Genomic DNA, 23,804 nt, shown 5'->3' with positions numbered 1-23,804 from the left:
TCTATGCGAGAACGTGACTGGAGGTCTGATCACCCTTGCAGACGGGCAACACCCTTCGTAACTTGCTGACGACAGCAAGGGGAGGGGATCACGTGGACGACATGAAGCTGGTCAAGATTGCCGGGGAAGACCCGGACTGCGACTCCGGTGACTGCGCCAACATCTTCACTACCGACCAGCCGAACACGATCGCCGTACAGGGCTACCTGACCAACCACACCACCCCGGACGGGGAAGCGCTCGTGACAATCCCTGAACACGTACTGAGGGAGGCATTCCGTGCTCTTGGATGGTGACCAGTGGCAGGCGCACTTCCGGGACTTCAAGCGTTCGGCATGGCGCTTCGAGGTACAGCCCACGTACACCATGCCCGCAGAGGCGGAAAGCTTGGCGCGCTTCCTTCAGGGGGAGCCCAAGCCGGAGACCCACAACGCGGCGTGGCATGCGACCGTTCGGGAGGCCGTGGCGGCGGGGAAGTCCTTCGGTAGGGTGCGCCTTGTACGGCAGCCGCTGACGGATTACCAGCGATATCAGTTCGCCTGGGGCATCCCCGGCAACATCCATGCCGGGGAGGACATCCGCGTCCTGGACGTCACAGATCGGGACTTGGGGCTACCGGCCCAAGACTTTTGGATGTTCGACGAAACCACCGTGGTCCACCTGAACTACCGGCAAGATGGAACGCAGATCAATCGGGAACTGATCGAATCACCGGACATCAGTAAGTACATCGGTTGGCGGGACACTGCCTTGGGAAGTGCCGTTTCATTCAGTGAGTATCGAGCCTGAGCATCAAGCAAGAGAGCGGAAGGACTTGGCGGAGGCCCTTCGGGAGCTCCGCCGGGCTTCCGGCCTGAGCGGTGAACGGTTGGCCGTTCGCTGCGATATGAGCCAAACAAAGGTCAGCCGGATTGAGACCGGCCGCGCTCTACCGACCGTGATCGACGTAGAGCGGATTCTGACTGCCCTTGAAGTGCCCGGGGAGGTGGCCGGGGAACTCCTCCGGATGGCCCGCCGGGCGAACGTCAGTTACGCATCCTGGCGTACGCATGCCCGCGTCGGCCTGTATCAGAAGCAAGCTGAGCTGAAGGCACTTGAAGCATCGTCGCGGGTCATGAGGCATTTCCTCCCCGCGATTCCCACCGCGCTCCTACACGTCCGCGCGTACGCAGAACAAACCCTTTCCAAGACTGTTTCCAGTGATCCCGCTCGGGACGTGCAGAGGGCCGTACAGGCCCGAATGGAACGGCAGACGGTCTTGGACGACCGCTCCCGTTCGTTCGCATTCCTGCTGACTGAGCAGGCCGTGAGGTGGCGTCGGGCCACCCCTGCCGCTATGTCCGCGCAGTGTGCCCACATGGCGGATGTGTCCCTGAAGCCGAACGTAGAGATCGCGATTGTTCCGCAGAGCGCCGAGGTCCCGGGCACTCCGCTGAACGTGTTCGTGATCTATGACGACCGCCTGGTGACCGTCGAACTATTCTCCGGGGAAGTCGTCATGCGTGACCCTCGGGACATCTCCCAACACCTCGATTTGTTTGACCTGTTCCTTAGTCATGCACTGAGAGATGCTGAAGCAACCGCGTTCCTCAGGAATGCTTCAGACGACTTTATGCAACAACGTGACTGATGGCGCTTAACACTTAGAAATGGGTTGAGAATGGTTTCCACGCGAAGCGAGGGGACCAGATGAATACCACGACGATGAGCGGTCCGATCTATTTGCAGCCACCTTCCGATCCTGCGGAGCCTGCCAAGGGATGCGACGTATGCGAGGCGTTGGAAAAGGAACGGGCAGCGGCTCACGCGATCGGTGATGGCTCGAAAGTCTCTGACTGCAATGTGGAGATGCGGCGACATCCGCACAGGGGCATGGCGGGGAAGAAGTGACCGCCCCTCTCGCACAGGCGGCGGAGGAGCCTCGTGTCCGTCGGCAAGCCGGACAGCCACTCCGGATTGTGGAGCCCTCCAGGGCTCCGGCGAGCTACTGCGGGGTGTGCACGGGTCACCGTTCGATCTGGTGCCCGGTTTGCTGCGGGTTCGAGGGATGTCCCACATGCCGCCGCGCATTCAAGGCCGCCTGCCCCGTGTGTGCGGGCGGGGAGTTGGATCCGACCCGATGGTGAGATGGCTTCTTGGTCGGGCGGCAGGGCCCGCCTTCGCCTTCGGCAGAAAGGCGCAGGGTCATGAGCAGGCCGCTTCATGTGCGTAAGCCCAAGGGAAGCACGAAGAACAACGCCCTGTGCGACAAGGACGACGCGAACACCAACAAACAACACGCCCAGAAGGCTGATCTTCTTGTCCGGATGCGTGACCGCATCAACGGCGCTCCGAAGACCGGCTGACCCCGTTCTCCGTCTCTGCTGGATTCAACCGCAACGGGCTCTCCCCCGTTTCTGTTCGGAATCCCGCAGGGGCGGCGTAAGCCCCGCCCCGCTGGATCACGATCCAGGACAGCCCGAGTGCCGCCGGGGCGGTCGCAAGTGCAATGCACCACTCCAACGAAGAGAGGCACCACGTATGTCCGTTCCCGTATTCGAGTTCCACACGTCCAGCGCGTGCCAGTACAACAACAACGACCCTCGCTGTGTGGAGGTCGCGACCAACGTCCCCGGCAAGGTGGCAGTCCGTAGCACCGTGAACGGCCAGACTGTTGAGTTCACGGCCTCCGAGTGGACCGACTTCCTGAGCGGTGCCAAGCTGGGGGAGTTCGACGTAGCCGCGTAGGGAGTCATCATGCAGCAGTGCCCCCAGTGTGGTGGCAGCGTGGAGCACGATCCGGAGCACTCCGGAGTGGCGCGCTGCCTGTCGTGCTGGAAAGTGTGGGAACTGCCAACTGAGCGAAGCTGCCCCGGATACCGGCCGATGCGTATGTCAGCGCTACGGACGCTGGACGCATTCCGGGAGCTCCGTCGCTGAGCAACAAACGAACGCCCCCGCCTTAATCAGCAGGGGCGTTCTCTGGTTTGTTCGACCGGGTTCAGAGCAAGGCACGGAACGGGTTGTCCGCAACGGCGGGGCCGGGAGCGGGTGCCCCCTTCGCCGGTTCGGGTGCGGGGGCCCGAACGGGTGCGGGGCGGTAAGCGTTAATCCGAACGACCGTGGCGCGCTGTGTGTAGTCACGCTCGACCTGCCGCATCGGCGATGACCTACCACGCCGAGCCGCCCTCGTCGGGCGTGGCGGCGCCGACCCGGCTGAGAGCTGTCGCGGAGCTGTGCACCGAGCGGTGACCGGTCGGTGCGGGCTCGGTCTACCGGTTCGCGGTTTCGCGAGAGGCGATCCGGTTCGTGCGGCCGACCGCGCCGGCCACCGTGTTGCGCACCGCGAGGCCCGGCCGGGTGCGGGGCACCATGAGCCTGGAGAGCAGACCGACGCGTCGCTGCCGCGGACCCACCTCACGGCGGAGCCGCGACTCGTAGGCGGCGAAGGCGCGGGCGTGATCACCGGGATGGGCGGCGAGCTCTTCCGCGAGGGCGTACGCGCCCGCCATCGCCATACTGGACCCGTCGCCCAGCAGGGCTGTCGCCGCCGCAGCGTCCCCGAGCAGTACGACCCGTCCGCGGGACCACGAGGGCACTCGGACGGTGGTCAGGGGGTCGAAGAACGGAGCGGGGTGGTCGAGGAACGCCTGAGCACACCGGAGGCAGTCCGAGTCGACCCTGCGCCGCGAGCTCGGCCGAATCCAGCTCGCGCCCGGCTCACAGGTAGCCGAGCACGACGCGGACACGAATGGATCGGTGTCGCACGTCGTCTTGCGCAAGGGACACGATGGCGCCGGCTGGCCGCCGGACGGCAGGCGCTGCTCGTGCTGGCTCATCTACGATGCGGCCATATCTATGCCCAGCTCGCCGCCGGATTCGGTGTGGGCACCACCACCGCCTACCGGTACGTCGCCGAGGCCGTCGACATCCTGGCCGCTCTGGCTCCAACCCCCACCGACCCGGTGAGGACAGCCTCCGGCAAAGCGTTCGTGATCCTGGACGGCACGTTGCCGCCGATCGACCGGATCGCCGCCGACCCTGGTCAGCGGGCCGTCAACTGCTCACACGCGAAGATCCGTGCACTCGTCGAACAGGCCATGGCCACCCTCAAAACCTGGCGGCTCATGCGCAAACTGCGATGCTCTACCAGCCGTATCACCATCTCGCGGAGCACCAGGTGCGGTGGGCGGCGCCCTGAGGGCCGGTGTTGCCGTGCTGGGCCTGTCGTCAATGCGGGACGGCCTCTTGCGCGGGGCGGGACAATGGACGGTGGCCGGAAACCAACGACGGAGAACCGCGCACCGCACCACCACCCGGAGACCGGAACCGCCGGGCCGCTGGGCCGCCGGAAGACACGGCATGGCACGGAACAGCACGGCACGGCACCGAACGGCACGAAACGGCACGGCACGGCAGAGCAGGAGACACCTATGGCGGAGCCAGAACAGCGTGAGCGGAAGCCGCGGCCTGCGCCGCTGCTCTTCGAGCCCTCCGAAGCGACCGCCGACCCCGAGCACTTCTTCGACCTGGAGTCGATCGACGATCCGGCGGTGCTCCTCAGCCGTGCCACTGAGCTGACCCTGGCCTTCCGCGCGGCGACGGACCGGGCGGTCGAGTACCAGGCGATGGCCGCGGCGCAGCTCGCCGACCCGCGCCGCTTCGACCGGCTGACGGCGGCGGACATCGCCGAGCGTGCGCAGTGGACCGAGGACTACGCGAAGAAGATGGTCGAGTTCGGCCGGGACCTGCTGCGCGGCCTGCCGACCTGACGAGGGGCCGGTACCCCGCCCCTGACGCGGGGCCGACCTGGCACGGGGCCGACCCCACGCGAGGCCGACGCCCAGCGCGCCGCCGGGTCATATGCCCGTGGACCGGGCCCGCAGGCAAGACCGGTGGGCAAGGGAGTTAGGCAAGGGAGTGGGGCAAGATACGCCTTCCCGCCCCCGCCTGTCCCGATTTCCGCCAACCCAGCGGAGCGGCGCCCTCACTCCGGGTAGACCTGGTCGGCATGAGCGCATGGCAGCGGGACGACAACGGCGCAGGAAACCCCTCCGGCAGAGGTCAGGGCCTCCGGGGCCCGGGAAGCAGGGCCACGGGGAACAGGGTCACGGGCAACAGGGTCCCGAAGAGCGGCGGCCCGGGAAGCAGGGGCCCCGGCACCGGGGGCGGCTTCGGTTTCCAGGTCCCGGGCGCCGGGGGCGCCGACTCACAGGGCTCGGCCATCCGTCTCTCCGGAAGCCGTGCCGCCGCGGGGCTCAGCCGGATCCTGGACGAGCAGGACGGGCAGCACGCCACGGCGGTCACCCCGGCCGGTGCCACATGGCTCGCCTCCGCCGCCCCGCACCCGCGCAGCGCGCTCTCGCTCTGGGAGTCCCGGCCCACCGTTCCGACCGTGCTTGACTGCGGCTCGGTCTTCGACGTGGTCAATGTGCCCGCGATCTTCGGCCGCCGGATGCTGGACACCCTGTGGTCGGAGGGCCCCGGGTCGGGCCCGGTCGCGGGTCACCGCGGCCGGACGCTGCTCTTCGCCGCCCCCGGCACGGCCCAGCGGCTGCCGTCCCTGCTGCACTGGGAGGAGTGGGGCGACGCGGTGCCGCCGCTGCTCTGCCACGGCACCGGGGACGCGGTGACCGTACCGTCGCTGACCTCCCCCGATTCCGGGCCGAGCCCCCGCTGGCTGGTGGCTCCCGACACCCGCCACCCCTGGCTGCCGGGCCCCGAGGTGCTGCTCTGGGCCTGCGTCCGCGCGGCGCGCGCGGCCGCGGCTCCGGCGGTGCGTGCGGGCGGCTTATCGATTTTTCCCCGCGCCGGTCAGGGTGCTAAGGTCTACGACGTCAGCAGGCGCCGCTAGCTCAGTTGGTTAGAGCAGCTGACTCTTAATCAGCGGGTCCGGGGTTCGAGTCCCTGGCGGCGCACAGACGGAAGAAGCCCCTCGCGGAAGCGGGGGGCTTCTTCGTTGCGCCGAAGGTGTTGTGACGGGGGTGTTGTGACGAGGGTGTTGTGACGGGGGCGGGCGAGGTACGCACGTACCACCGACGCCTCATACGACCGGTGTGACCTTGACGGTCCAGGCTCCCGACGGCGTACGGTCCGCCACCTCCACCGTGGTCCCGTTGCCGGGGACAGTGAAGGTCTCACCGACCCCGAGCGGTGCGTCGGCCAGCGGCGGGTAGACCGACTGCCCCCAGCAGCCCGAGCTGTGCGGGTGGGTGTCGACCACCCGGATCGGCCCGTCACCGGAGGCCAGCTCCGCCTTCACCCGGTAGATGAGGACCCCCTCCGAGCAGGTCGAGGCGTCGTTGCCGGCCGCTGTGCGCGCCTCCATGACGAGGGCGCTCTCGTATCCGGTCCGCAGCACGAGCAGCCGGGTCCCGGTCGTGTCGGTACCGGGCGCCGGGACCTCCTCCAGTGGTTCCAGGGTGAACATCTGGGGGGCGGTCCCCCGTACACAGCCGATCTGCCGCCGGTCCAGCCAGCCGAGCTTCCACTTGTGCCAGCCGAAGAAGTCGGACGCGAGCCCGAACTGGCTGCCCATGACGTCCCAGTCGCCCACATAGGTGTCCCAGTCGCCCTTGTCGTCCGACGGACGGTGGTATAGGTCCGGCAGGTCGAAGACGTGTCCGGTCTCGTGGGCCAGCACATTGCGGTCCGGCGGATGCCGCTCGAAGCCGGTGACGAAGCGCCGGATGTCCGTACCGTCGGCGCGCAGGGGGACATCCAGGTTGACCACCTTCGTGGCGTCCGAGTCGACGCCCGGTGCGTCCGGGTCGGCGATCAGATAGACGAGGTCGTACTTGCTGAAGTCCACCGCCGGATCGGCCGCGGCCACCGCGTCCCGCAGATACGCGTCGCGCTCGCCCGCACTCCAGTCGCGCCGTATCGCGTAGGCGGAGGCCGGCTTCGGCATCATCGTCCACCGCTGCATCGGATGCGGCCGCAGCGTGAACTTCCCGTACGAGGCCCGCCGGAAGAAGGTGGTGGTCGCGGGGAAGTAGTCGGCCGCCAGCTCCTGCGGGGTGGTGTCCGGTACGGCCCCCGGGAAGGACAGGAAGATCATGACGGCGTCGAGCGCGCCGACAGGGCGGGGGTAGGCGGAGTTCCAGCTGTCGAGTCCGACCGAGTGGTGGACGTCGGCGCGCGGCAGCGCGCACGGTCCGGCGCCGCCCACGGTGGCGACCGCCGGCCCGGCGACCAGGGAGGTCGCGGCGAGCGCCATGAAGGAGACCAGGATGGCGCCGGCCTGCCGCAGACGGCGTCGGTCCACTCGCACAGGCGCCTGCGCACGCTGCACGTGGACCTCCGGGTTCGGGATGCGGGACACCCCACCCACCCTGGGCCGATTTATATGTTTATGCCCTGTCCAGCTGCCCCAGGCGAGTGACCGGGCCGACACCCCGGACCTTTACGGAAAGTCACAACCGATCACGTCAGAAAGCCCCCGGACCACAGCCGCGCAGAAACGATCACCCTTGGGCGCGGGAGCGACCACCGTGCGCCAACGAGGCTGGAACGGTCCTTGCTTCAACCTCTATGATCGGCACACTTTCCCCTGTGGACACGCGCATCCGGCGTTTCTCCACCGCCCGGCCGACAGACCCTGAGCCCACCTTTCGAGATGACTGCACCACGGGAGCCAGCCGTGAACGGAACCCCTGAAGGACGCGGCCCGGCGCCGGGGTCCGTCCGGCCGCCGGTCACGGAGCGTCAGGCCATCGGGCGAACCGCGGCCGAGCTGAACGACTACCGCGCCGCCTTCAACACCGCGCGGCTCGCCATGGCCGTCGTCGACCGCGAAGGGCTGGTCGTATCCGCCAACGCCGCACTCGGCGGGCTGCTCGGGGCCGAGCCCGCAGCGCTGGCCAGGCAGACCGCGGCCCGCCTGGTGGACCTCTCGGCGGACACCCGCACCTGGGCCGCGTACCGCGAGGTGCTCCGGGGCCGCCGCTCCAGCTTCCGCTGCACCCGCCGCCTCAAGCACGCCGACGGCCACTCGCTCTGGGCCGAGGTCAGCGTCGCCCCCTTCCCCGACAGCTCGCAGGTACTGCTCTCGGTCGCCGACGTCAGCGACCGCCGGGAACTCCGGGCCAGGCTGCGCCACCTCCAGATGCACGACCCGGTGACCCGGCTGCCCAACCGCACCCTCTTCTTCGAGCGGCTGTCGGCGGCCCTCGACCCGTCGGCGCGTGAGCGGCCGGGCACCGGGCGGATCGGGCTCTGCTATCTGGACCTCGACGGCTTCAAAGCTGTCAACGACACGCTCGGCCACCGTTTCGGCGACCGGCTGCTCGGCGTCGTCGCCGCCCGGCTGACCGACTGCGCCGACCAGTCCGGCCACGGGCAGGACAGCGGCGGCAGCGGGCATCTGGTGGCCAGGCTCGGCGGGGACGAATTCGCCCTGCTGGTCGAGGACTCCACCGGCACCGAGCAGCTCGCCGGCCTCGCGGCCTCCGTACTGGCCGCGCTCCAGGAGCCGTTCGACCTCGGCGGTCAGCGGCTCTCGGTCTCCGCGTCGATCGGGGTGGTGGAGCGGCTCGCCGAAGGCACCAGCGCCACCGGCCTGATGCAGGACGCCGACACCACGCTGTACTGGGCGAAGGCGGACGGCAAGGCGCGCTGGACGCTCTTCGACCCCGAGCGCAACGCGCACCGGATGACCCGTCAGGCACTGTCGTCCACGCTGCGGCCCGCCGTGGACGACGGTGAATTCCTGCTGGAGTACCAGCCGTTGGTGGACCTGACGGACGGGGAGCCCAAGGGTGTGGAGGCCCTCGTCCGCTGGGACCACCCGCAGTTCGGCCGGCTGACACCGAACCGCTTCATCGGTCTCGCCGAGGAGGACGGCTCCATCGTCCAGCTCGGCACCTGGGTGCTGCGCACCGCCTGCCGGCAGGCGAGAGCCTGGCAGCTCGAACACCCCTCCCGCCCCCCGCTGTTCGTGAGCGTCAACATCGCCGTACGGCAGGTGTGGGACTCGGATCTGGTCGCCGATGTCGCGGGGATCCTCGCCGAGACCGGTCTCGCGCCCGACCTGCTCCAGCTGGAGCTGACCGAGTCGGCGGTGATGGGGTCGACGGGACGCCCGCTGCAGGCGCTCCAGGACCTCAGCGACATGGGCGTGCGGATCGCCATCGACGACTTCGGCACCGGCTACTCGAACCTGGCGTATCTGAGCAGGCTGCCGGTGTCCGTACTGAAGCTGGACGGGTCGTTCGTACGCGGCTTCCGCTACGACGCGGGCACCCACCCGAACCCGGCCGACGAGATGATCGTCGAGGCGCTGGTGCAGCTCGCGCACCGGCTGGGCCTCACGGTCACCGCGGAGTGCGTCGAGACGGCCGGACAGGCGACCCGGCTGCGCAGGATCGGCTGTGACACCGGGCAGGGCTATCTGTACTCACGGGCGGTGGCGCCCGACGCGATCGGAGCGCTGCTCGCGGGCGCGGCCGCGCGGCGGGGCTGACGCCCGGAGCAGGCTGCGACGGGGCTGACCGCCGGACCACAGCCCGGCGCGCCCGGCTTCCCGCACCGACGCGCAGCCCGGTCGGCCGGTCCACAGCAGCGCGGAGGGCGCCCGGTGACAGGTCCTGCCACCGGGCGCCCTCCGCCGCCGGTTCCGCCGTTCCGCTACCCGGGCAGCCCGTACGCGTCGGCGATCAGCTCGTACGAACGCAGCCGCGCATCGCCCCCGTGCGCGTTGGCCGTGATCATCAACTCGTCGGCCCCCGTGCGCTTCTGGAGGTCGTCGAGACCCGAGCGGACCTCGTCGGCGGTCCCGGCGATGACGTTGCTCAGCCAGCCGTCCACGAACTCCCGTTCCATCGGGCTGAATTGATATGCCTCGGCCTCTTCGGGCGTCGGCACCAGCCCCGGCCGCCCGGTGCGCAGCCGGACCATCGACAGCGCGCCGCTGAGGATCTGCCGGTGCGCCTCCTTCTCGTCGTCGGCCGCGAGGGCGCCCACGCCGATCAGCGCGTACGGGGCGTCGAGCACCGCCGAAGGGCGGAAGGACTCCCGGTAGAGGTCGAGAGCCGGGATGGTGTTCTGCGCCGAGAAGTGGTGCGCGAAGGCGAACGGCAGCCCGAGCGTGCCCGCGAGCCGCGCGCTGAAGCCGGACGAACCGAGCAGCCACACCGGCGGCCGCCCGGCCGGGCCCTGGACCGGACCCGGCACGGCGTGGATCCGGGCGTACCGGTGGCCGTCCGGGAAGCTGTCGTCCAGGAAACGGATCAACTCGGCCAGCTGCTGGGGGAAATCGTCGGCGCCCTCATGGAGCCGGTCGGTGCGGCGGAGCGCAGCGGCGGTGGCCCCGTCGGTGCCGGGGGCCCGGCCGAGGCCCAGGTCGACACGGCCCGGGGCCATCGCCTCCAGCGTGCCGAACTGCTCGGCGATCACCAGGGGCGCGTGGTTGGGCAGCATCACACCGCCGGAGCCGAGCCGGATGCGGTCGGTGTGCGCGGCCAGATGCGCGAGCAGCACCGCCGGGGACGAGGAGGCGACCCCGGGCATGGAGTGGTGCTCCGCGACCCAGTACCGGTGGAAACCGCGGCGCTCGGCCAGCCGGGCGATCTCCACGCCGGTACGGATGGCCTGGGTGGCGGTGCGCCCCTCCCCCACGGTCACCAGGTCCAGTACGGACAGGGGTACGGGGGCGGTTCCGGCCGCCTTGCCTTGAATCGGGTCCACCGCGCTCGGCCTTTCTGGTTGTCGGCCAGGTACGGCAGCGGCAACAGGGGACGGTCCCCGGTTATTCCCGTGACGCACCCGGCCGGCGGTCCCGCGCTCCCCGCAGCGCCCGCCGAACCGCGCCGCGCCGACCGCACCCGTACGCCGGTCACACCCGTACGCCTACCGCACCCCTGCGCCGCGCGCCGGTCACACCCGTACGCCTACCGCACCCCTGCGCCGCGCGCCGGTCACACCCGTATGCCGCGCCCCGGCCCGGTCACGCCCGCCGGGCGAAGAGCTTCCCGAGCCGCTCCCCCGGAACCCTCCGGTCGGCCAGCCGCAGACCCTCCCACACGGACACCTGGTTCGCCGTGAGGACCGGCTTCCCGAGTACCTGCTCCAGCTCCTGCACATACGCCGCCGTGTGCAGCGCGGTGTCCGGAAGCAGCAGTACGTCGGCGGACGGGTGGTCTCCCGACAGCGCCAGTTCGATGACCTCGTCCCGGCCCCAGGTGCCCACCTCGGCCGCGGTGATGACGCCCCTGCCGCTGACCGCCGTGACCTCGGCGCCCGCCGACTTCAGGAAGGCGGCGAAGTGCTCCGCGACGTCCTCCGGGTAGGTCGCGGCGACGGCGACCTTCTGGGCGCCGAGGTACTGAATCGCGTGCGCGAAGGCGAAGGACGTGCTGGATGCGGGCATTCCGGCCGCGCGGGCCAGATCCCTGATCTGCTGCTGCGCGCCGTCCCAGCCGTAGACGAAGCTTCCGCTCGTGCACGCCCACACCACCGCGTCCGCGCCGGCGAGCCGCAGCTCCTCGACGCCTGCCGCGAGCCGGTCCGCCGAGCCCATCTCGATGAGCGCGTCCACCCGGTGCGCGTCCTCGCCGATGTCGGTGTGGACGACGGACAGTCTCACGTCGGACGCCAGGAGCTGCTCGATGCGCTCGTAGTCGTCCTCCGCGGAGTGCCCCGGGTAAAGGAACCCGACCGCTGTCATGTCCAGTCTCCCTGCTCTTCGGGCGGATCTTCTGCCAGTGCGCGGGCGGGCTCGGGCAGGGGTGCCGGGGCCGGTTCGGGCGCGGGCGCCGATTCGATCAGCAGCCGCTGGTACGGACCGACGGCGAGGGCGCCGATACAGCGCAGCGCCGCCCACATCGTGACCTGGTTCGCCGAAAGCACCGGCATCCGCAGCTCCGCTTCGAGCTGCGGGATCACGTCGTACGTCGGAAGGTTGGTGCAGCTGATGAAGAGCGCGTCCGCCGAACCGACCACCGCCTGTCGAGCCATGTCCACCACATCGCGGTACGGGACTTTCCAGATGTGCCTGGTGAGGCCGAGAAAGGCCCGCCCGGTGACGACTGTCCCCGCTTCGCCGAGGTATTCCTCCAAAGAGGACGTCACAGATTCAGTGTAGGGCGTGACCAGGGCGATCCGCCGGACACCGAGCTCCCGGAAAGCCTGGACGAGGGCTCCCGATGTCGTGATCGACGGCAGGTCGCTGGCGGCGGTCATCGCCGTGCACATGGCCCGTTCACCGGCGACCCCGCCGACGAAGCTGCCGCTGGTGCAGGCGTACGCCACGACCTGCGGCGCGACCGCCCCCAGGGCCCGGACCGCCTTGTCCAGCGTCTCGTGCTCACTGACCAGCCGGGCGAGATCCAGGGAGACTTCGACCGGTACGAAGGGGGTACGCGTTAGATGGAGCGACACATCGTCCGGCACCCAGCGCCACAGCTCTCTGTCGAGAGCGAAGTCAAAAGGGGCGACGACCCCCACACCGCGCTGTGGCTGTGGTCCGCCGAGGAAGGAGATGTCCATGACTGGCCCCCAAGTGGTGTGGGTGAGGCCGCTGTGCTTCTGATGTCGACGGTAGAGTCGGTGTGCGAGCCCGGTCAATCAGTACATGTCAGACGTTGCCAGGTACTTACGCAGGCGAAACCCGGCCGACCCCAGCCGAAGGACCGCGCAGATGTCCGAAGCCGCTGAACAGAGCGCCGAACCGACCGTTCTGGTCCTGGACGCGGATCCGCCTCCGCGCCTCGGGAGACTCGCCGGACGGGCCCGGGTCGTGCACGCGGACGCGGAGACGCTGGGCCGCCAACTCCCCCACGCGGACGTCCTGCTGGTCTGGGACTTCCTCTCCGACGCGGTCCGCAGGGCCTGGCCGGGCGAGGGTCCGCGCCCCCGCTGGGTGCACACCGCGAGCGCCGGGGTCGACCATCTCCTCTGCCCGGAGCTGGCCGCTTCGGACACCGTGGTGACCAACGCCCGGGGGATCTTCGACCAGCCGATCGCGGAGTATGTCGCGGGTCTCGTCATCGCCTTCGCCAAGGACCTCCCCGGCACGCTGGAGCTCCAGCGGCAGCGGCGCTGGCAGCACCGGGAGACCCGGCGCGTCGCAGGGACCCGGGCGGTGGTCGTCGGGTCGGGGCCCATCGGCCGGGCCATCGGCGCCACGCTGACCGCGCTCGGGGTGCGGGTGGCGCTGGTCGGCAGGACCGCGCGGGGCGAGGTGCACGGCGCCGACGAGCTGGGCGGGCTGCTGCCCGGTGCCGACTGGGTGATCTGCGCCGCACCGCTCACCGACGCCACCCGGGGCATGTTCGACGCACGTGCCTTCGCCGCCCTCAAGCCGTCGGCGCACTTCGTCAATGTGGGGCGCGGGGCGCTCGTCGTCGAGGACGACCTGGCCCAGGCGCTCGGGAAGCGCCGGCTGGCGGGCGCGGCGCTCGATGTCTTCGCCGCGGAGCCGCTGCCCCCCGACAGCGGTCTCTGGGACATCCCCGGGCTGGTGATCTCGCCGCACATGAGCGGCGACACCGTGGGCTGGCGTGACGATCTCGGCGAGCAGTTCCTCGGGCTGTACGACAAGTGGGCGAACGGGGAGCCGCTGCCGAACGTGGTCGACAAGAAACGTGGGTACGTCCACCTTCATGACTGACCTCTGCGACCTCACCGCCCGACAACTCCTGGCCGGCTACCGGAAGGGCAGCTTCACGCCGGTCGACGCGGCCGACGCCGTGCTCCGCAGGGCCGAGGCGGTGCAGCCCGAGGTGAACGCCTTCGTCCGTATCGACTCCGCCGCCGCGCGCGGCGAGGCCGAGGCGTCGGCGGCGCGCTGGCGGGCGGGTGAGCCGCAGGGACTGCTCGACGGGGTGCCGGTCACGGTCAAGGACATCCTGCTGCTGCGCGGGGAGCCGACCCTGCGCGGGTCGAGAACCGTACGGCCGGACGGCGCGTGGGACGAGGACGCGCCGTCGGTGGCCCGGCTGCGGGAGCACGGCGCGGTCTTCGTCGGCAAGACGACGACACCCGAGTTCGGCTGGAAGGCCGTCACCGACTCCCCGCTGCAGGGGGTGACCCGCAATCCGTACGACCGCTCCCGCACGACGGGCGGCTCCAGTGGCGGCACCGCGGCGGCGGTGGCGCTGGGGGCCGGGCCGGCGGGTCTCGGCACGGACGGCGGGGGCTCGATCCGCATCCCGGCGTCGTTCTGCGGGATCTTCGGGCTGAAGCCGACGTACGGGCGGGTCCCGCTCTATCCGGCGAGTGCCTTCGGGACGCTCGCCCATGTCGGGCCGATGACCCGGGACGCGGCGGACGCGGCGCTGATGATGGATGTGATCAGCGGCCCCGATCCGCGCGACTGGTCGCAGCTGGCCCCGCCGGACGGCAGCTTCCGCACCGGGCTCGACGGCGGGGTGAAGGGGCTGCGGATCGCGTACTCGCCGGCCTTCGGCGGCCAGGTCGCGGTGGACCCCGAGGTGGCGGCGGCGGTACGGCGGGCGGTGGGCCGGCTCGCGGAGCTGGGCGCGTACGTCGAGGAGACGGACCCCGACCTCGCCGATCCGGTCGCCGCCTTCCACACCCTGTGGTTCGGTGGTGCGGCCCGGGTGGCGGAGCATCTCGGCCACGGGCAGCGCGGGCTGCTGGACCCGGGGCTGCGCGAGATCGTCGCGGAGGGCGAGCGGTACTCGGCGCTCGACTATCTGGCGGCCGTGGACGCCCGGATGGAGCTGGGCCGGCGGATGGGCCTCTTCCACCAGCGGTACGACCTGCTGGTCACCCCGACCGTGCCGATCACCGCCTTCGAGGCGGGAGTCGAGGCGCCCCGGGGCTCGGGGCATCGGCGCTGGACGGGGTGGACCCCTTTCACGTACCCCTTCAACCTGACCCAGCAGCCCGCGGCCACGGTGCCCTGCGGGGCGGACGCGGCGGGGCTGCCGATCGGGGTGCAGCTGGTGGGGGCGCGGCACACGGACGCGGTGGTGCTGCGGGCCGCGCACGCGCTGTACGAGGCGGGCGGGGCCTGGACCGGTCGGCCCGGCGCCGTGAGTTGAGGACGGGCCGGAGGGGCGGCGGGCCCGAAACGCGTCCAGGCCCGGCGGAAAGCGCCTAAGCCCGGCGGAAGTTGAGCGTCTCGCCCGTGGCGCCCGAGCGCCAGAGGTCCTGGCACGCCTCCGCCATCCGGTCGAGGCCGTCGACCACCGTGCCCCACACGATCCCGGGCACCCACCCCGTATCGCCGTTGATCAGCAGGTTGTTCCGCTCGTAGAACAGCGCGAGGTCGACCACGGTGGTACGTCCGCGGTGGTCGGCCGCCGTCTCGTATCCGTACGAGTCCGTCCCCAACACCGTCTCGGAGAAGGTGAAGTAGCAGAGGTCCCCCGGAATGGGGGTCACCGTCGGGTTCTCCAGGGGCGGCTCCTGCGGCGCGAAGCCCGGGACCAGGGCGTAGATTTCGTTGCGCGCGTACTTCGCGTGGTAGACGTCGCCGCCCAGCGGCAGCGCGTCCCACACCGCCGCGCAGGTGACCGGCGCCTTGTCGTCGAGGAGCTTCGCCGTGCAGCTCACACCGCGCTTGTCGAGGGACAGTTCCACGAATCGATCGCTCATCCCCCCATGGTTTCCCCCCGGGGCCCGGCGGGGTCAAGAGCGCCCCTCCGCGCAGGAGGCTGAAATTGACCGGCATACCTCGGCTGGAGTCGGGTAGCCGCGCGCCCATGGCTTCACCACCAGGGAACGACTCAGGAAGCACCACAAGACGCCTCATACGGCCCATCGATTCCATACGCCGCCGTTCACTCCTTCTCGGCATGGCGGGTCTGGGCGCCGCGGGGGCGCTCGGAGCGGCCGGCTGCGCCCGGGTACCGACCGGGGACACTCTCGCGCGGCTCAAGTCGCAGGGCACGGTCCGGCTCGGCATCGCGGGTGAGGTGCCGTACGGGTACATCAATGAGCAGGGGGACTTCACCGGCGAGGCCGTGGAACTCGCGAAGATCATATTCAAACGGCTCGGTGTCGGCCATGTCCAGCCGGTGGCCACCGACTTCGCCTCGCTGATACCCGGGCTCAACTCGCAGCAGTTCGACTGTGTTTCGGCCGGTATGTACATCAACAAGGACCGCTGCCAGCAGGTCATCTTCGCCGATCCCGAGTACCAGATGCTGGATGCCTTCATCGTCCGCAAGGGCAACCCGAAGAACCTGCACAACTACGAGGATTGCGTGAAGGCGAAGGCGAAGTTCGCCACCGGCACCGCCTACGCCGAGATCGCCTACGCCGTAGCGGCCGGTTACAAGGAGAAGGACATCGTCATTCTCCAGGACCAGGTGGCGGGTCTGAACGCCGTCGAGTCCGGCCGCGTGGACGTCTTCGCGGGTACCTCGCTGACCGTTCGCGAAGTGGTGAAGAAGAGCCGCAAGGCGGAGTCGACCAAGGCCTTCGCGACCACGATCGACGGCAAGAAGAAGATCGACGGCGGTGGTTTCACCTTCCGCCGCACCGACACCTCACTCCGTGACGCCTTCAACGTCGAGATCCACAAGATGAAGAAGAGCGGCGAACTCTTCCGGGTGCTCAAGCAGTTCGGGTTCACCAAGGACGAGATGACCACGCTGACGGCCAAGGAGCTGTGCGCATGACGTCCGGACTGTGGCAGCACTGGGTGCTTCCGGGCATCTGGATCACCATCCAACTCACCCTCTACAGCGCGGCGCTGGCCGTCGTCGTGGCCTTCGGCATCGGCATGGCACGGTCGCACCGCTCGCGCGTGGTGCGCTTCCTCGCGGGGTTCTACACCGAGATCTTCCGCGGCACCTCTTCCCTGGTGCTGATGTTCTGGATCTTCTTCGTGCTGCCGAACCTGTTCGGCTGGGCCCTGGTGCCGATGTGGGCGGCGGTGCTCGCCCTCGGTCTCTCGTACGGGGCATACGGCGCCGAGATCGTCCGCGGCGCGCTGAACGCGGTCGCGCCCGCGCAGCGCGAGGCGGGGGTGGCGCTCAACTTCACCCCGTGGCAGCGGATGCGGCTGATCCTGCTGCCGCAGGCGGTGCCCGAGATGATGCCGCCGTTCTCGAACCTGCTGATCGAGCTGCTCAAGGGCACGGCGCTGGTCTCGCTGCTCGGTGTCGGGGATGTGTCGTTCGCCGCCTACCTGGTGCGGCTGGCCACCCAGGAGAGCTCCAAGATCTACTCGGTGGTGCTGGTCATCTACTTCGTCATCGCGTTCGTACTCACCCGCGGGATGCGGGCACTTGAGCGCAGGACCCGGGCCAATCTCGGCCTCACGGCCACCGGAGGTACCCGATGAACAGCTGGGACTGGTCCGCCGTCGCGGACTTCATGCCACGTTTCTGGGACGGGCTGCTCACCACCCTCCGGATCCTGGTGCTCGGTTCGGTGCTCTCCTTCGCGCTCGGTCTGGTCTGGGCGCTGGGCTACCGGGTCAGGACACGTTTCGTACGGTGGCCGGTGAACTTCATCACCGAGTTCATCCGCAACACCCCGCTGCTCGTGCAGCTGTTCTTCCTCTTCTTCGTGCTTCCCGAGTGGGGCATCCAGTTCTCCGCGCTGACCACCGGCACGGTCGCGATCGGCGTGCACTACTCGACGTACACCGCCCAGGTCTACCGGGCCGGCATCGACGCCGTACCGGCCGGCCAGTGGGAGGCGGCCACCGCGCTGTCGCTGCCCCGCAGCCGCACCTGGACCGCGGTGATCCTGCCGCAGGCGATCCGCCGGGTGCTCCCCGCGCTCGGCAACTACGTCATCGCGATGCTCAAGGACACGCCCCTGGTCGTCGCGATCAGCGTCCTTGACCTGCTGGGCCAGGCCCGCCTGGAGGGCGGGATGACCTTCCAGTACAACGAGGCGCTCACCGTCGTCGGCGTCGCCTTCATCGTCATCGCCTATCCGGCATCTCTTCTTGTACGAGCCCTGGAGCGCCGCCTTGTCCGCTGACGCGAACCCCAACAGCCCCGAGCAGCCCGTGACCGCCGAGAACACGGGGGCCGCCTCGGCCACCGCGGCGGCCGAGGCCCTCTCGACCCCCACGACGCCGGTCACGACGAACGAGCTGATCCGCTTCGAGAACGTCACCAAGCGGTTCGGCGAGAACACCGTCCTCGACAATCTCTGTTTCTCGGTACGGCCGGGCAAGCACGTCACCCTGATCGGACCCTCCGGTTCCGGCAAGACGACGATTCTCAGACTTCTGATGACGTTGCTCAAGCCGGACGAAGGGGTGATCACCGTCAACGGTGACCAGCTCTTCCCCTCGAAGGGCGAGAAGCAGATACGCGAGGTGCGCAAGAACATCGGCATGGTGTTCCAGCAGTTCAACCTCTTCCCGAACATGTCTGTGCTGCGCAATATCACCGAGGCCCCGGTCCGGGTGCTCGGGATGTCCAAGGACGAGGCCGCCGAGCGCGCCAAGGGCCTCCTCGACCTGGTCGGGCTCGGTGACCGGGCGGACGCCAAGCCGAACCAGCTCTCCGGCGGCCAGCAGCAGCGCGTCGCCATCGCCCGCGCGCTGGCGATGCGTCCTCAGGTGCTGCTGCTGGACGAGGTCACGTCGGCGCTCGACCCGGAGCTGGTGGCCGGGGTGCTCGACGTACTGCGCGACATCGCCCGTACGACCGACATCACCATGCTCTGTGTCACGCATGAGATGAACTTCGCCCGGGACATCTCCGACGATGTGCTGATGTTCGACTCCGGGAAGGTGATCGAGTCCGGTTCGCCGGAGAAAATCTTCAGCGACCCGGAGCACGAACGTACGCGCGAGTTCCTGAGCGCGGTGCTCTGACCTCGGGCTCCCAGCCGTAATCATGACTCTGGCATATGCCACGGTGGCGCGTCCCAGCTTGACGGCGCGGGGCGCGCCACCGGGTCGTCAACAGGCCCCCCACAACAGGCCCTTGGCGGCTATCGTGGTACGCGAGCAAACGGTCACAACCTGTAGGGGGAACCGTGGCGCTGAAGCCCGAGCCGACTGCGCCGTTCCATTCGGTGCAGTACGCACTGCGTGTGCTGGAGACCGTCTCCAAGTACGGGGGCGGCGTGACCGACGCCAACATCGCACGGGAGACGGGCCTGCCCACCTTCCACCTCTCCGCCCTGCTGCTGATGCTGCGCCGCGAGGGGTACGTCGAGCAGGTCAGCGACGGCGCCTACATCATCGGTGACTCCCTCGTGCTCCTCGGCTCCGGCGCCACCCGTGAGGCGGCGCTGCAGGCCAAGCTGCAGAACACCCTGGACAAGCTGCGGGACTCGGTCGGGGCCGCCGTCTACATCAGCCGGTATATCGACGGCGAGATGGAGATCACCCAGGTCGCCGACGGGCCGCTGACGCCCGCGGTCCAGGAGTGGGTGGACTTCCGTTCGTCGGCGCACGCCAGCGCGGCGGGAAAGTGCCTGCTGAACCAGCTCGACCAGAACGCCCGCCGCGACCACATCTCGCGCCACCGGACAGCCCGGCTCACCTCGAAGACGATCACCAACGAGCGGGTCCTCTTCTCCAAGCTCGACGCCCAGCCGGCCACGGTTCCGGTGCTCGACATCCAGGAGTACGCGGTGGGCACGGTCTGCGCCGCGGTGCCGCTGACCGCGGGGTCCACCGTCGGATGCCTGGCCCTCTCGCTGCCGATCGAGCACGCCCACCGGCTGCGCGCGGCGGCGGATTCGCTGAACCGGCAGGCCGCGCCCGTGGTGCTCTCGCTCGCCATCTGAGGCCCCTCCCGGCGGTGATCATGACCTGGTTTGGAGCACCCATGCGGACCAGCTACTATTTCGGAGTCAGCAGGCGCCGCTAGCTCAGTTGGTTAGAGCAGCTGACTCTTAATCAGCGGGTCCGGGGTTCGAGTCCCTGGCGGCGCACCGACGGAAGAAGCCCCTCGCGGAAGCGGGGGGCTTCTTCGTGTGAGGCGCCTGTGCGGCTCCCGTCGAGCAGGGTCAGCTGTACACCAGCAGGTAGTCGCAGGTACTCGTGCCGTCGTGCAGGGACATGTCGCTGTTGAGGACGTAGAAGGAACCGGCGAATCCGGTGGCCGTCATCTTCGGGATCACGATCATGGTCTGGTTCGCCATGCTCAGCGAGTTCGGGACCACCACATAAATTCGTTCGCGTTCTTCTGGTCGTTCATGCGTGTGACCTCCGATGGTGATGGCCACTGTTCGGATTTGACGGCTACGAGCGAGACGGCTTTCCCGTCCCGGTGCTTTCCCCCCGGTTTTTGTTCCCGGCTTCCATCCCGGCTTTCGCCCCCGGTTCTCTTCCCCGGTTCTCTTCTCTCGCCGATCCGTTCACAGAACAGGGACGTGGGATCGGACACCCCGCCGACCGAGCGGGCCGGTGTAACGGGTTCCGCCATTGAGAGGAATCCCGTTTGCGGTGCGGATGCCACGGGCCCTCCCCCAGCCGGTGCACGCCTCCCCGCAGGGCTCATACAGCTGTCCTATACATCCGTACTAGACAGACGTTTAATACGCTCGTACAGTCCCCGTCATGACTCAGTCGACGCACCGCACGAGTGCGAGGAAACCGACCGGACCGGGCCCGGCACGCGCCGGGCGCAAGGAGTGGACCGCCTTCGTCGTCCTGCTGCTGCCGCTCCTGCTGGTCTCGATGGACGTGTCCGTCCTCTTCTTCGCCATTCCGTCCATCACCCGGGAGCTCCACCCGAGCAGCACCCAGCAGCTCTGGATCTTCGACATCTACGCATTCGCCCTGGCCGGACTGCTCATCACGATGGGCTCACTGGGCGACCGCATCGGCCGCCGGAAACTGCTGCTGTTCGGGGCCGCCGCCTTCGGGGCGGCGTCCGTCGGGGCCGCCTACGCGCAGAGCGCCGGGATGCTCATCGCCGCACGGGCCGTGCTCGGTGTCGGCGGGGCGACGCTGATGCCCTCCACCATGGCGCTGATCCGCAATATGTTCACCGATACCGCACAGCGCTCCAAGGCGGTCGGTATCTGGTCGGGCGCCATGGCCGGCGGGATCGCGCTCGGTTCGGTGATGAGCGGCCTCATGCTGGAGCACTTCTGGTGGGGCTCGGTCTTCCTGGTCAATGTCCCCGCGATGGTGCTGCTGCTGGTCCTTGTCCCCTTCCTGGTACCGGAGTTCAGGGACCCGCGGCCCGGCAGGTTCGATCTGCTGGGCGTGCCGCTCTCGATGGGGTCCGTGCTTCCGGTGATCTACGGCGTGAAGGAGATGGCGGCGCACGGATTCAGCCTGCCGATGCTGCTCTGTGTCCTCGCGGGGGCGGCCGTGGGCGCGGTCTTCGTCCGCAGGCAGCGCTCGGGCCGCTCCACGATGATCAGCCGCGCACTCTTCCGGGACCGGGGGTTCGGCTCCGGGATCGCCCTCAACGCGCTGGCCGCGTTCGCCATGATGGGTTCCTCGTACTTCACCACGCAGTACCTCCAGTCGGTGCTCGGGATGAGCACGATGGAGGCCGCGCTCTGGTCCATGGCCCCCTCGGTCTCGGTGGGGATCGCCGCCCCGGTGGCCACCGCGGTCGCCCAGCGGGTGGAGCGGTCGTCGGTGGTCGCCGCCGGGTTCGTCATCGCGGCGGGCGGGTTCGTCGTACTGAACCTCACCGGTACGGACTCACTCTGGCTGCTGCTCGCGGGGGCCGCGGTGAGCAGCTGCGGCATCGTGACCGTCATGGCGCTGGTCGCCGACATGGCGCTCGCCTCTGCCCCCGTGGAGAAGGCGGGTTCGGCCGCTTCGCTCCTCGAAACGGGGCAGGAGTTCGGTGGGGCGATGGGGATGGCGGTCCTCGGCTCGATCGGTACGGCGGTCTACCGCGCCGACATGCCGGCGTCCGCCCCCGACCAGGCACGGGAGACGCTGGGCGGGGCGCGGGCCGTGGGGACACCGGGTCTGGTGGAGCTGGCGCGGGCGGCGTTCGTGCACGGGATGCACTTCGCGGCGGCGGGTGGTGCGGTGCTGCTGCTGGCCGGGGCGGTGCTGACGGTGGCGCTGCTGCGGGGGCGGAAGAACGCGGTGGGGCACGAGGCGACCGCGCCGGCCGAACTGGCGGCGTAGGGATCCTCGTTCACCGGCTTCACCGGCTTCACGCGCTCACGGGCAAGGTCGGGCCGGGGCGGGGTGGGAGCCGCTGCCCGCCCGCGCTCCCTTCACGGGCCGGGGCGGGCCGGGGCGGGAGCCGCTGCCCGCCCTCTCTCCCCGGCCCGCGGCGTCACCGGCTCAGCAGGTCGGCGCGTCCCCGCGCCCCGTACTCCGCCACCAGCCGCTCCACGTCCCCGGCGGTCAGCCGTGCGTACGTCCCGTCCGCCGCGCGCCACACCGGATCGGCGCAGCGGAAGCCCTCCCGGCGCAGCCCGACGCGGTGCACCTTGTTGGTCGCCGTGACCGGCATCGCGGGGACGATCCGCACGTAGGAGGGCGTCATCTTCGTTCCCAGGTCGGTCTGTTCGCGCAGGAAGTCCGTGAACGCCACCGGGTCGAAGGCGGCGCCCTCGCGCAGGGCGAGCGCCGCCATCACCTGGTCACCGGCGACCGGGTCGGGTACCGCGTACACCGCGACCGCCGCCGCCCCGGTCCAGCGGGCGAGGATGTTCTCGATCATGGCGGCGGCCAGATTCTCGCTGTCGACACGCAGCCGGTCGTCCGTACGGCCCGCGAAGTAGAGGAAGCCCCCGGCATCGCGGTAGAAGAGGTCGCCGGTCCAGTACCAGCCCCCGCGCCTGCGGTCCGCTTCGGCGGTCTCGTTGCGCCAGTACCCCTCGAAGGGGTTGGGCCCCCGGTTGACCAACTCCCCTATCGCTTCGGTCCCGTTGGTGAGACGGCCGCTCCCGTCGAAGACGGCGCGTGGGCGTTCCTCGCGGGTGTCCGGGTCCACCACCGCCAGGTCGTCGCCCGGTGCCGCCCGGCCGATCGCGCCCGGGGGCGTGCCGGGGGTGCGCTGGACGGCCGCGCCACCCTCGGACGATCCGTACCCCTCGACCAGCCGCACACCGAACCGTTCGGCAAAGCGCGCCGCGTCCACCGCCCCCGCCTCGGTGCCGAAACCGGTCCGCAGCGGGTGGACGCGGTCGTCGGGGCGCTCGGGGGTGGCGAGGAGGTACTGCACGGCGCGGCCGACATAGGTGAAGTACGTGGCGCCATGGGCCCGTACGTCGTCCAGGAAGCGGGAGGCCGAGAAGCGGGGGCGCAGTGCGACGGCGGCGCCTGCCGCCACGGCCGGGGCCCAGTTGGCGATCACCGCGTTGCCGTGGAACAGCGGCATGCATATGTAGTGGACGTCGTCCCCGCCGGTCCCGAAGTGGCCGGCCAGGGAGCGTCCGGCGGCCGCCAGCCGACCCTGGGTGCAGATCGCGGCCTTGGGCGCGCCCGTCGAGCCCGATGTGAAGTAGAGGAGCATCCGTGTCGACGGGGAGACCGGGGCCGCGACGGCTTCGCCGGGTACGGCGTCCGCGTAGGGGGTGAGCAGCTCGCGGTAGGCGCGGGTGCCGGTCACCAGCATGCGTACGCCCGGCAGTTCAAGACCGTCGAGCAGCGGCAGCAGCTCCTGCGAGGTGATCAGCACCCGGCAGTCGGTGTGGGTGATGTCGCGGGCCAGTTCCGCGCCGCGCCGGGTGGGGTTGATGCCGGCGACGGCGGCCCCCGCGAGGGCCGCCGCGCTCAGCCAGAGCGGGAATTCCGGGGTGTTGTGGAGCAGCACCCCGATATGGGGCTCGGCTCCGGCCGGGAGCAGATCCACGAGGAGCGCGGCCCGCACGGCGGCACCCGAAGCGACCTGATGGTGGCTCAGGACCAGGTCACCGGATTTCAGCCCCGGTCGCTGATCGCCCCATTGGCGCTGTACGAGCTCCGCGAAGGTCTCTGCGCTCCTCATGGCGGAGGAGGG

At 69.7% G+C, this 23,804-nt stretch carries 24 protein-coding genes, 2 tRNA genes and 1 pseudogene; 19 read left to right on the top strand and 8 right to left on the bottom strand.

Annotated features, from left to right (window positions below; all coding sequences use genetic code 11):
- The first annotated feature begins 101 nt into the window (after window positions 1-101).
- The 5 genes from ACWGKJ_RS16060 (at window position 102) to ACWGKJ_RS16040 (ending at window position 2,727) form a co-directional block, all read left to right on the top strand.
- Window positions 102-296, top strand: coding sequence for a hypothetical protein (locus ACWGKJ_RS16060; RefSeq protein ID WP_385029928.1), 195 nt, complete (start codon window positions 102-104; stop codon window positions 294-296).
- Window positions 280-789 carry a DUF6879 family protein gene (locus tag ACWGKJ_RS16055; RefSeq protein ID WP_385029857.1) on the top strand — a complete coding sequence of 170 codons (510 nt, stop codon included), beginning with the start codon at window positions 280-282 and terminating at the stop codon, window positions 787-789. Before ACWGKJ_RS16060 ends, ACWGKJ_RS16055 begins: the two co-directional genes overlap by 17 nt.
- The gene (locus tag ACWGKJ_RS16050) at window positions 773-1,630 is read left to right on the top strand and encodes a helix-turn-helix domain-containing protein (RefSeq protein WP_385029854.1); all 858 of its coding nucleotides are present in this window, start codon (window positions 773-775) and stop codon (window positions 1,628-1,630) included. Before ACWGKJ_RS16055 ends, ACWGKJ_RS16050 begins: the two co-directional genes overlap by 17 nt.
- A 556-nt stretch (window positions 1,631-2,186) precedes the next feature.
- Window positions 2,187-2,345, top strand: a complete 159-nt coding sequence (locus ACWGKJ_RS16045) for a hypothetical protein (RefSeq protein ID WP_385029851.1) — start codon at window positions 2,187-2,189, stop codon at window positions 2,343-2,345.
- 175 nt (window positions 2,346-2,520) lie between these two features.
- A complete protein-coding gene (locus ACWGKJ_RS16040; protein WP_385029848.1) occupies window positions 2,521-2,727 on the top strand; it encodes a DUF397 domain-containing protein in 207 nt (68 codons plus the stop codon).
- A gap of 524 nt (window positions 2,728-3,251) precedes the next feature.
- Here the strand turns inward: ACWGKJ_RS16040 and ACWGKJ_RS16035 are convergent.
- Window positions 3,252-3,578 (bottom strand): Rossmann-fold NAD(P)-binding domain-containing protein, encoded by a 327-nt coding sequence (locus ACWGKJ_RS16035; protein WP_385029846.1) that lies wholly within the window; start codon window positions 3,576-3,578, stop codon window positions 3,252-3,254.
- Between the two features lie 168 nt (window positions 3,579-3,746).
- Here ACWGKJ_RS16035 and ACWGKJ_RS16030 point away from each other — a divergent pair.
- From ACWGKJ_RS16030 to ACWGKJ_RS16015, 4 genes and pseudogenes are all read left to right on the top strand, one after another.
- Window positions 3,747-4,142 (top strand): annotated as a pseudogene (locus ACWGKJ_RS16030) (transposase family protein); the annotation flags it as partial.
- 270 nt (window positions 4,143-4,412) lie between these two features.
- Complete coding sequence (locus tag ACWGKJ_RS16025; RefSeq protein ID WP_385029925.1) at window positions 4,413-4,751, top strand: hypothetical protein; 339 nt, start codon at window positions 4,413-4,415, stop codon at window positions 4,749-4,751.
- A 494-nt stretch (window positions 4,752-5,245) separates the two neighbouring features.
- Entirely contained in the window at window positions 5,246-5,833 is a 588-nt protein-coding gene (locus ACWGKJ_RS16020) for a bifunctional DNA primase/polymerase (protein ID WP_385029922.1), read from the top strand.
- A tRNA-Lys gene (locus tag ACWGKJ_RS16015) sits at window positions 5,824-5,897 on the top strand. The genes ACWGKJ_RS16020 and ACWGKJ_RS16015 overlap by 10 nt, the downstream gene beginning before the upstream one ends.
- Before the next feature lie 125 nt (window positions 5,898-6,022).
- On the opposite strand, the gene ACWGKJ_RS16010 is transcribed toward ACWGKJ_RS16015, so the two are convergent.
- Window positions 6,023-7,246 (bottom strand): M6 family metalloprotease domain-containing protein, encoded by a 1,224-nt coding sequence (locus ACWGKJ_RS16010; protein WP_385029843.1) that lies wholly within the window; start codon window positions 7,244-7,246, stop codon window positions 6,023-6,025.
- A gap of 351 nt (window positions 7,247-7,597) precedes the next feature.
- Between ACWGKJ_RS16010 and ACWGKJ_RS16005 the strand changes: the two genes are divergently transcribed.
- Entirely contained in the window at window positions 7,598-9,442 is a 1,845-nt protein-coding gene (locus ACWGKJ_RS16005) for a putative bifunctional diguanylate cyclase/phosphodiesterase (protein WP_385029840.1), read from the top strand.
- A gap of 164 nt (window positions 9,443-9,606) precedes the next feature.
- Here ACWGKJ_RS16005 and ACWGKJ_RS16000 read toward each other — a convergent pair whose 3' ends face one another.
- The 3 genes from ACWGKJ_RS16000 to ACWGKJ_RS15990 all read right to left on the bottom strand — a co-directional run bounded on the left by ACWGKJ_RS16000 (window position 9,607) and on the right by ACWGKJ_RS15990 (window position 12,465).
- Window positions 9,607-10,665 (bottom strand): LLM class flavin-dependent oxidoreductase, encoded by a 1,059-nt coding sequence (locus ACWGKJ_RS16000; protein WP_385033413.1) that lies wholly within the window; start codon window positions 10,663-10,665, stop codon window positions 9,607-9,609.
- A gap of 259 nt (window positions 10,666-10,924) precedes the next feature.
- Entirely contained in the window at window positions 10,925-11,644 is a 720-nt protein-coding gene (locus tag ACWGKJ_RS15995) for a maleate cis-trans isomerase family protein (protein ID WP_385033416.1), read from the bottom strand.
- A complete protein-coding gene (locus tag ACWGKJ_RS15990) occupies window positions 11,641-12,465 on the bottom strand; it encodes a maleate cis-trans isomerase family protein (protein ID WP_385033419.1) in 825 nt (274 codons plus the stop codon). The genes ACWGKJ_RS15995 and ACWGKJ_RS15990 overlap by 4 nt, the downstream gene beginning before the upstream one ends.
- 151 nt (window positions 12,466-12,616) lie before the next feature.
- Between ACWGKJ_RS15990 and ACWGKJ_RS15985 the strand changes: the two genes are divergently transcribed.
- Both ACWGKJ_RS15985 and ACWGKJ_RS15980 read left to right on the top strand, forming a co-directional pair.
- On the top strand, window positions 12,617-13,588 hold the full coding sequence (locus ACWGKJ_RS15985; protein WP_385033422.1) for a D-2-hydroxyacid dehydrogenase: 972 nt from the start codon (window positions 12,617-12,619) through the stop codon (window positions 13,586-13,588).
- A complete protein-coding gene (locus ACWGKJ_RS15980; RefSeq protein WP_385033423.1) occupies window positions 13,581-14,987 on the top strand; it encodes an amidase in 1,407 nt (468 codons plus the stop codon). Before ACWGKJ_RS15985 ends, ACWGKJ_RS15980 begins: the two co-directional genes overlap by 8 nt.
- A gap of 55 nt (window positions 14,988-15,042) precedes the next feature.
- Here the strand turns inward: ACWGKJ_RS15980 and ACWGKJ_RS15975 are convergent, their stop codons facing one another.
- On the bottom strand, window positions 15,043-15,543 hold the full coding sequence (locus ACWGKJ_RS15975) for a DUF3830 family protein (protein WP_164264786.1): 501 nt from the start codon (window positions 15,541-15,543) through the stop codon (window positions 15,043-15,045).
- Window positions 15,544-15,743: 200 nt separating this feature from the next.
- Here ACWGKJ_RS15975 and ehuB point away from each other — a divergent pair, with 200 nt between their 5' ends.
- From ehuB to ACWGKJ_RS15945, 6 genes are all read left to right on the top strand, one after another.
- On the top strand, window positions 15,744-16,571 hold the full coding sequence (gene ehuB, locus ACWGKJ_RS15970) for an ectoine/hydroxyectoine ABC transporter substrate-binding protein EhuB (protein ID WP_385033426.1): 828 nt from the start codon (window positions 15,744-15,746) through the stop codon (window positions 16,569-16,571).
- A complete protein-coding gene (ehuC, locus tag ACWGKJ_RS15965) occupies window positions 16,568-17,239 on the top strand; it encodes an ectoine/hydroxyectoine ABC transporter permease subunit EhuC (RefSeq protein WP_385033429.1) in 672 nt (223 codons plus the stop codon). The genes ehuB and ehuC overlap by 4 nt, the downstream gene beginning before the upstream one ends.
- Entirely contained in the window at window positions 17,236-17,889 is a 654-nt protein-coding gene (gene ehuD, locus ACWGKJ_RS15960; protein ID WP_385033432.1) for an ectoine/hydroxyectoine ABC transporter permease subunit EhuD, read from the top strand. The genes ehuC and ehuD overlap by 4 nt, the downstream gene beginning before the upstream one ends.
- A 115-nt stretch (window positions 17,890-18,004) precedes the next feature.
- The gene (gene ehuA, locus ACWGKJ_RS15955; protein WP_385033443.1) at window positions 18,005-18,736 is read left to right on the top strand and encodes an ectoine/hydroxyectoine ABC transporter ATP-binding protein EhuA; all 732 of its coding nucleotides are present in this window, start codon (window positions 18,005-18,007) and stop codon (window positions 18,734-18,736) included.
- Window positions 18,737-18,900: 164 nt separating this feature from the next.
- Complete coding sequence (locus ACWGKJ_RS15950; protein WP_385033435.1) at window positions 18,901-19,659, top strand: IclR family transcriptional regulator; 759 nt, start codon at window positions 18,901-18,903, stop codon at window positions 19,657-19,659.
- Between the two features lie 73 nt (window positions 19,660-19,732).
- Window positions 19,733-19,806, top strand: a tRNA-Lys gene (locus ACWGKJ_RS15945).
- A gap of 75 nt (window positions 19,807-19,881) precedes the next feature.
- Here the strand turns inward: ACWGKJ_RS15945 and ACWGKJ_RS15940 are convergent.
- Entirely contained in the window at window positions 19,882-20,016 is a 135-nt protein-coding gene (locus ACWGKJ_RS15940; RefSeq protein ID WP_385033438.1) for a hypothetical protein, read from the bottom strand.
- 418 nt (window positions 20,017-20,434) lie between these two features.
- Here ACWGKJ_RS15940 and ACWGKJ_RS15935 point away from each other — a divergent pair, with 418 nt between their 5' ends.
- A complete protein-coding gene (locus tag ACWGKJ_RS15935) occupies window positions 20,435-21,979 on the top strand; it encodes an MFS transporter (RefSeq protein WP_453315752.1) in 1,545 nt (514 codons plus the stop codon).
- A gap of 154 nt (window positions 21,980-22,133) precedes the next feature.
- Here the strand turns inward: ACWGKJ_RS15935 and ACWGKJ_RS15930 are convergent, their stop codons facing one another.
- The gene (locus tag ACWGKJ_RS15930; protein WP_385024997.1) at window positions 22,134-23,792 is read right to left on the bottom strand and encodes an AMP-binding protein; all 1,659 of its coding nucleotides are present in this window, start codon (window positions 23,790-23,792) and stop codon (window positions 22,134-22,136) included.
- Window positions 23,793-23,804: the final 12 nt, after the last annotated feature.

The sequence above is a fragment of the Streptomyces sp. NPDC054757 genome (genome assembly GCF_053612185.1).
Note: the sequence above shows the minus strand (reverse complement) of the source record. Positions and strands in the feature narration are given on the sequence as shown.

What these genes read in the sequence shown, in the direction of transcription:
- ACWGKJ_RS16060 (WP_385029928.1), top strand. Translation starts at nt 102, where the DNA reads ATGAAGCTGGTCAAGATTGCCGGGGAAGACCCGGACTGCGACTCCGGT.
- ACWGKJ_RS16045 (WP_385029851.1), top strand. Translation starts at nt 2,187, where the DNA reads ATGAGCAGGCCGCTTCATGTGCGTAAGCCCAAGGGAAGCACGAAGAAC.
- ACWGKJ_RS16040 (WP_385029848.1), top strand. Translation starts at nt 2,521, where the DNA reads ATGTCCGTTCCCGTATTCGAGTTCCACACGTCCAGCGCGTGCCAGTAC.
- ACWGKJ_RS16025 (WP_385029925.1), top strand. Translation starts at nt 4,413, where the DNA reads ATGGCGGAGCCAGAACAGCGTGAGCGGAAGCCGCGGCCTGCGCCGCTG.
- ACWGKJ_RS16005 (WP_385029840.1), top strand. Translation starts at nt 7,598, where the DNA reads ATGACTGCACCACGGGAGCCAGCCGTGAACGGAACCCCTGAAGGACGC.
- ACWGKJ_RS15995 (WP_385033416.1), bottom strand. Translation starts at nt 11,644, where the DNA reads ATGACAGCGGTCGGGTTCCTTTACCCGGGGCACTCCGCGGAGGACGAC.
- ACWGKJ_RS15990 (WP_385033419.1), bottom strand. Translation starts at nt 12,465, where the DNA reads ATGGACATCTCCTTCCTCGGCGGACCACAGCCACAGCGCGGTGTGGGG.
- ACWGKJ_RS15985 (WP_385033422.1), top strand. Translation starts at nt 12,617, where the DNA reads ATGTCCGAAGCCGCTGAACAGAGCGCCGAACCGACCGTTCTGGTCCTG.
- ACWGKJ_RS15980 (WP_385033423.1), top strand. Translation starts at nt 13,581, where the DNA reads ATGACTGACCTCTGCGACCTCACCGCCCGACAACTCCTGGCCGGCTAC.
- ACWGKJ_RS15975 (WP_164264786.1), bottom strand. Translation starts at nt 15,543, where the DNA reads ATGAGCGATCGATTCGTGGAACTGTCCCTCGACAAGCGCGGTGTGAGC.
- ehuB (WP_385033426.1), top strand. Translation starts at nt 15,744, where the DNA reads ATGGCGGGTCTGGGCGCCGCGGGGGCGCTCGGAGCGGCCGGCTGCGCC.
- ehuC (WP_385033429.1), top strand. Translation starts at nt 16,568, where the DNA reads ATGACGTCCGGACTGTGGCAGCACTGGGTGCTTCCGGGCATCTGGATC.
- ehuD (WP_385033432.1), top strand. Translation starts at nt 17,236, where the DNA reads ATGAACAGCTGGGACTGGTCCGCCGTCGCGGACTTCATGCCACGTTTC.
- ACWGKJ_RS15940 (WP_385033438.1), bottom strand. Translation starts at nt 20,016, where the DNA reads ATGGCGAACCAGACCATGATCGTGATCCCGAAGATGACGGCCACCGGA.
- ACWGKJ_RS15935 (WP_453315752.1), top strand. Translation starts at nt 20,435, where the DNA reads ATGACTCAGTCGACGCACCGCACGAGTGCGAGGAAACCGACCGGACCG.
- ACWGKJ_RS15930 (WP_385024997.1), bottom strand. Translation starts at nt 23,792, where the DNA reads ATGAGGAGCGCAGAGACCTTCGCGGAGCTCGTACAGCGCCAATGGGGC.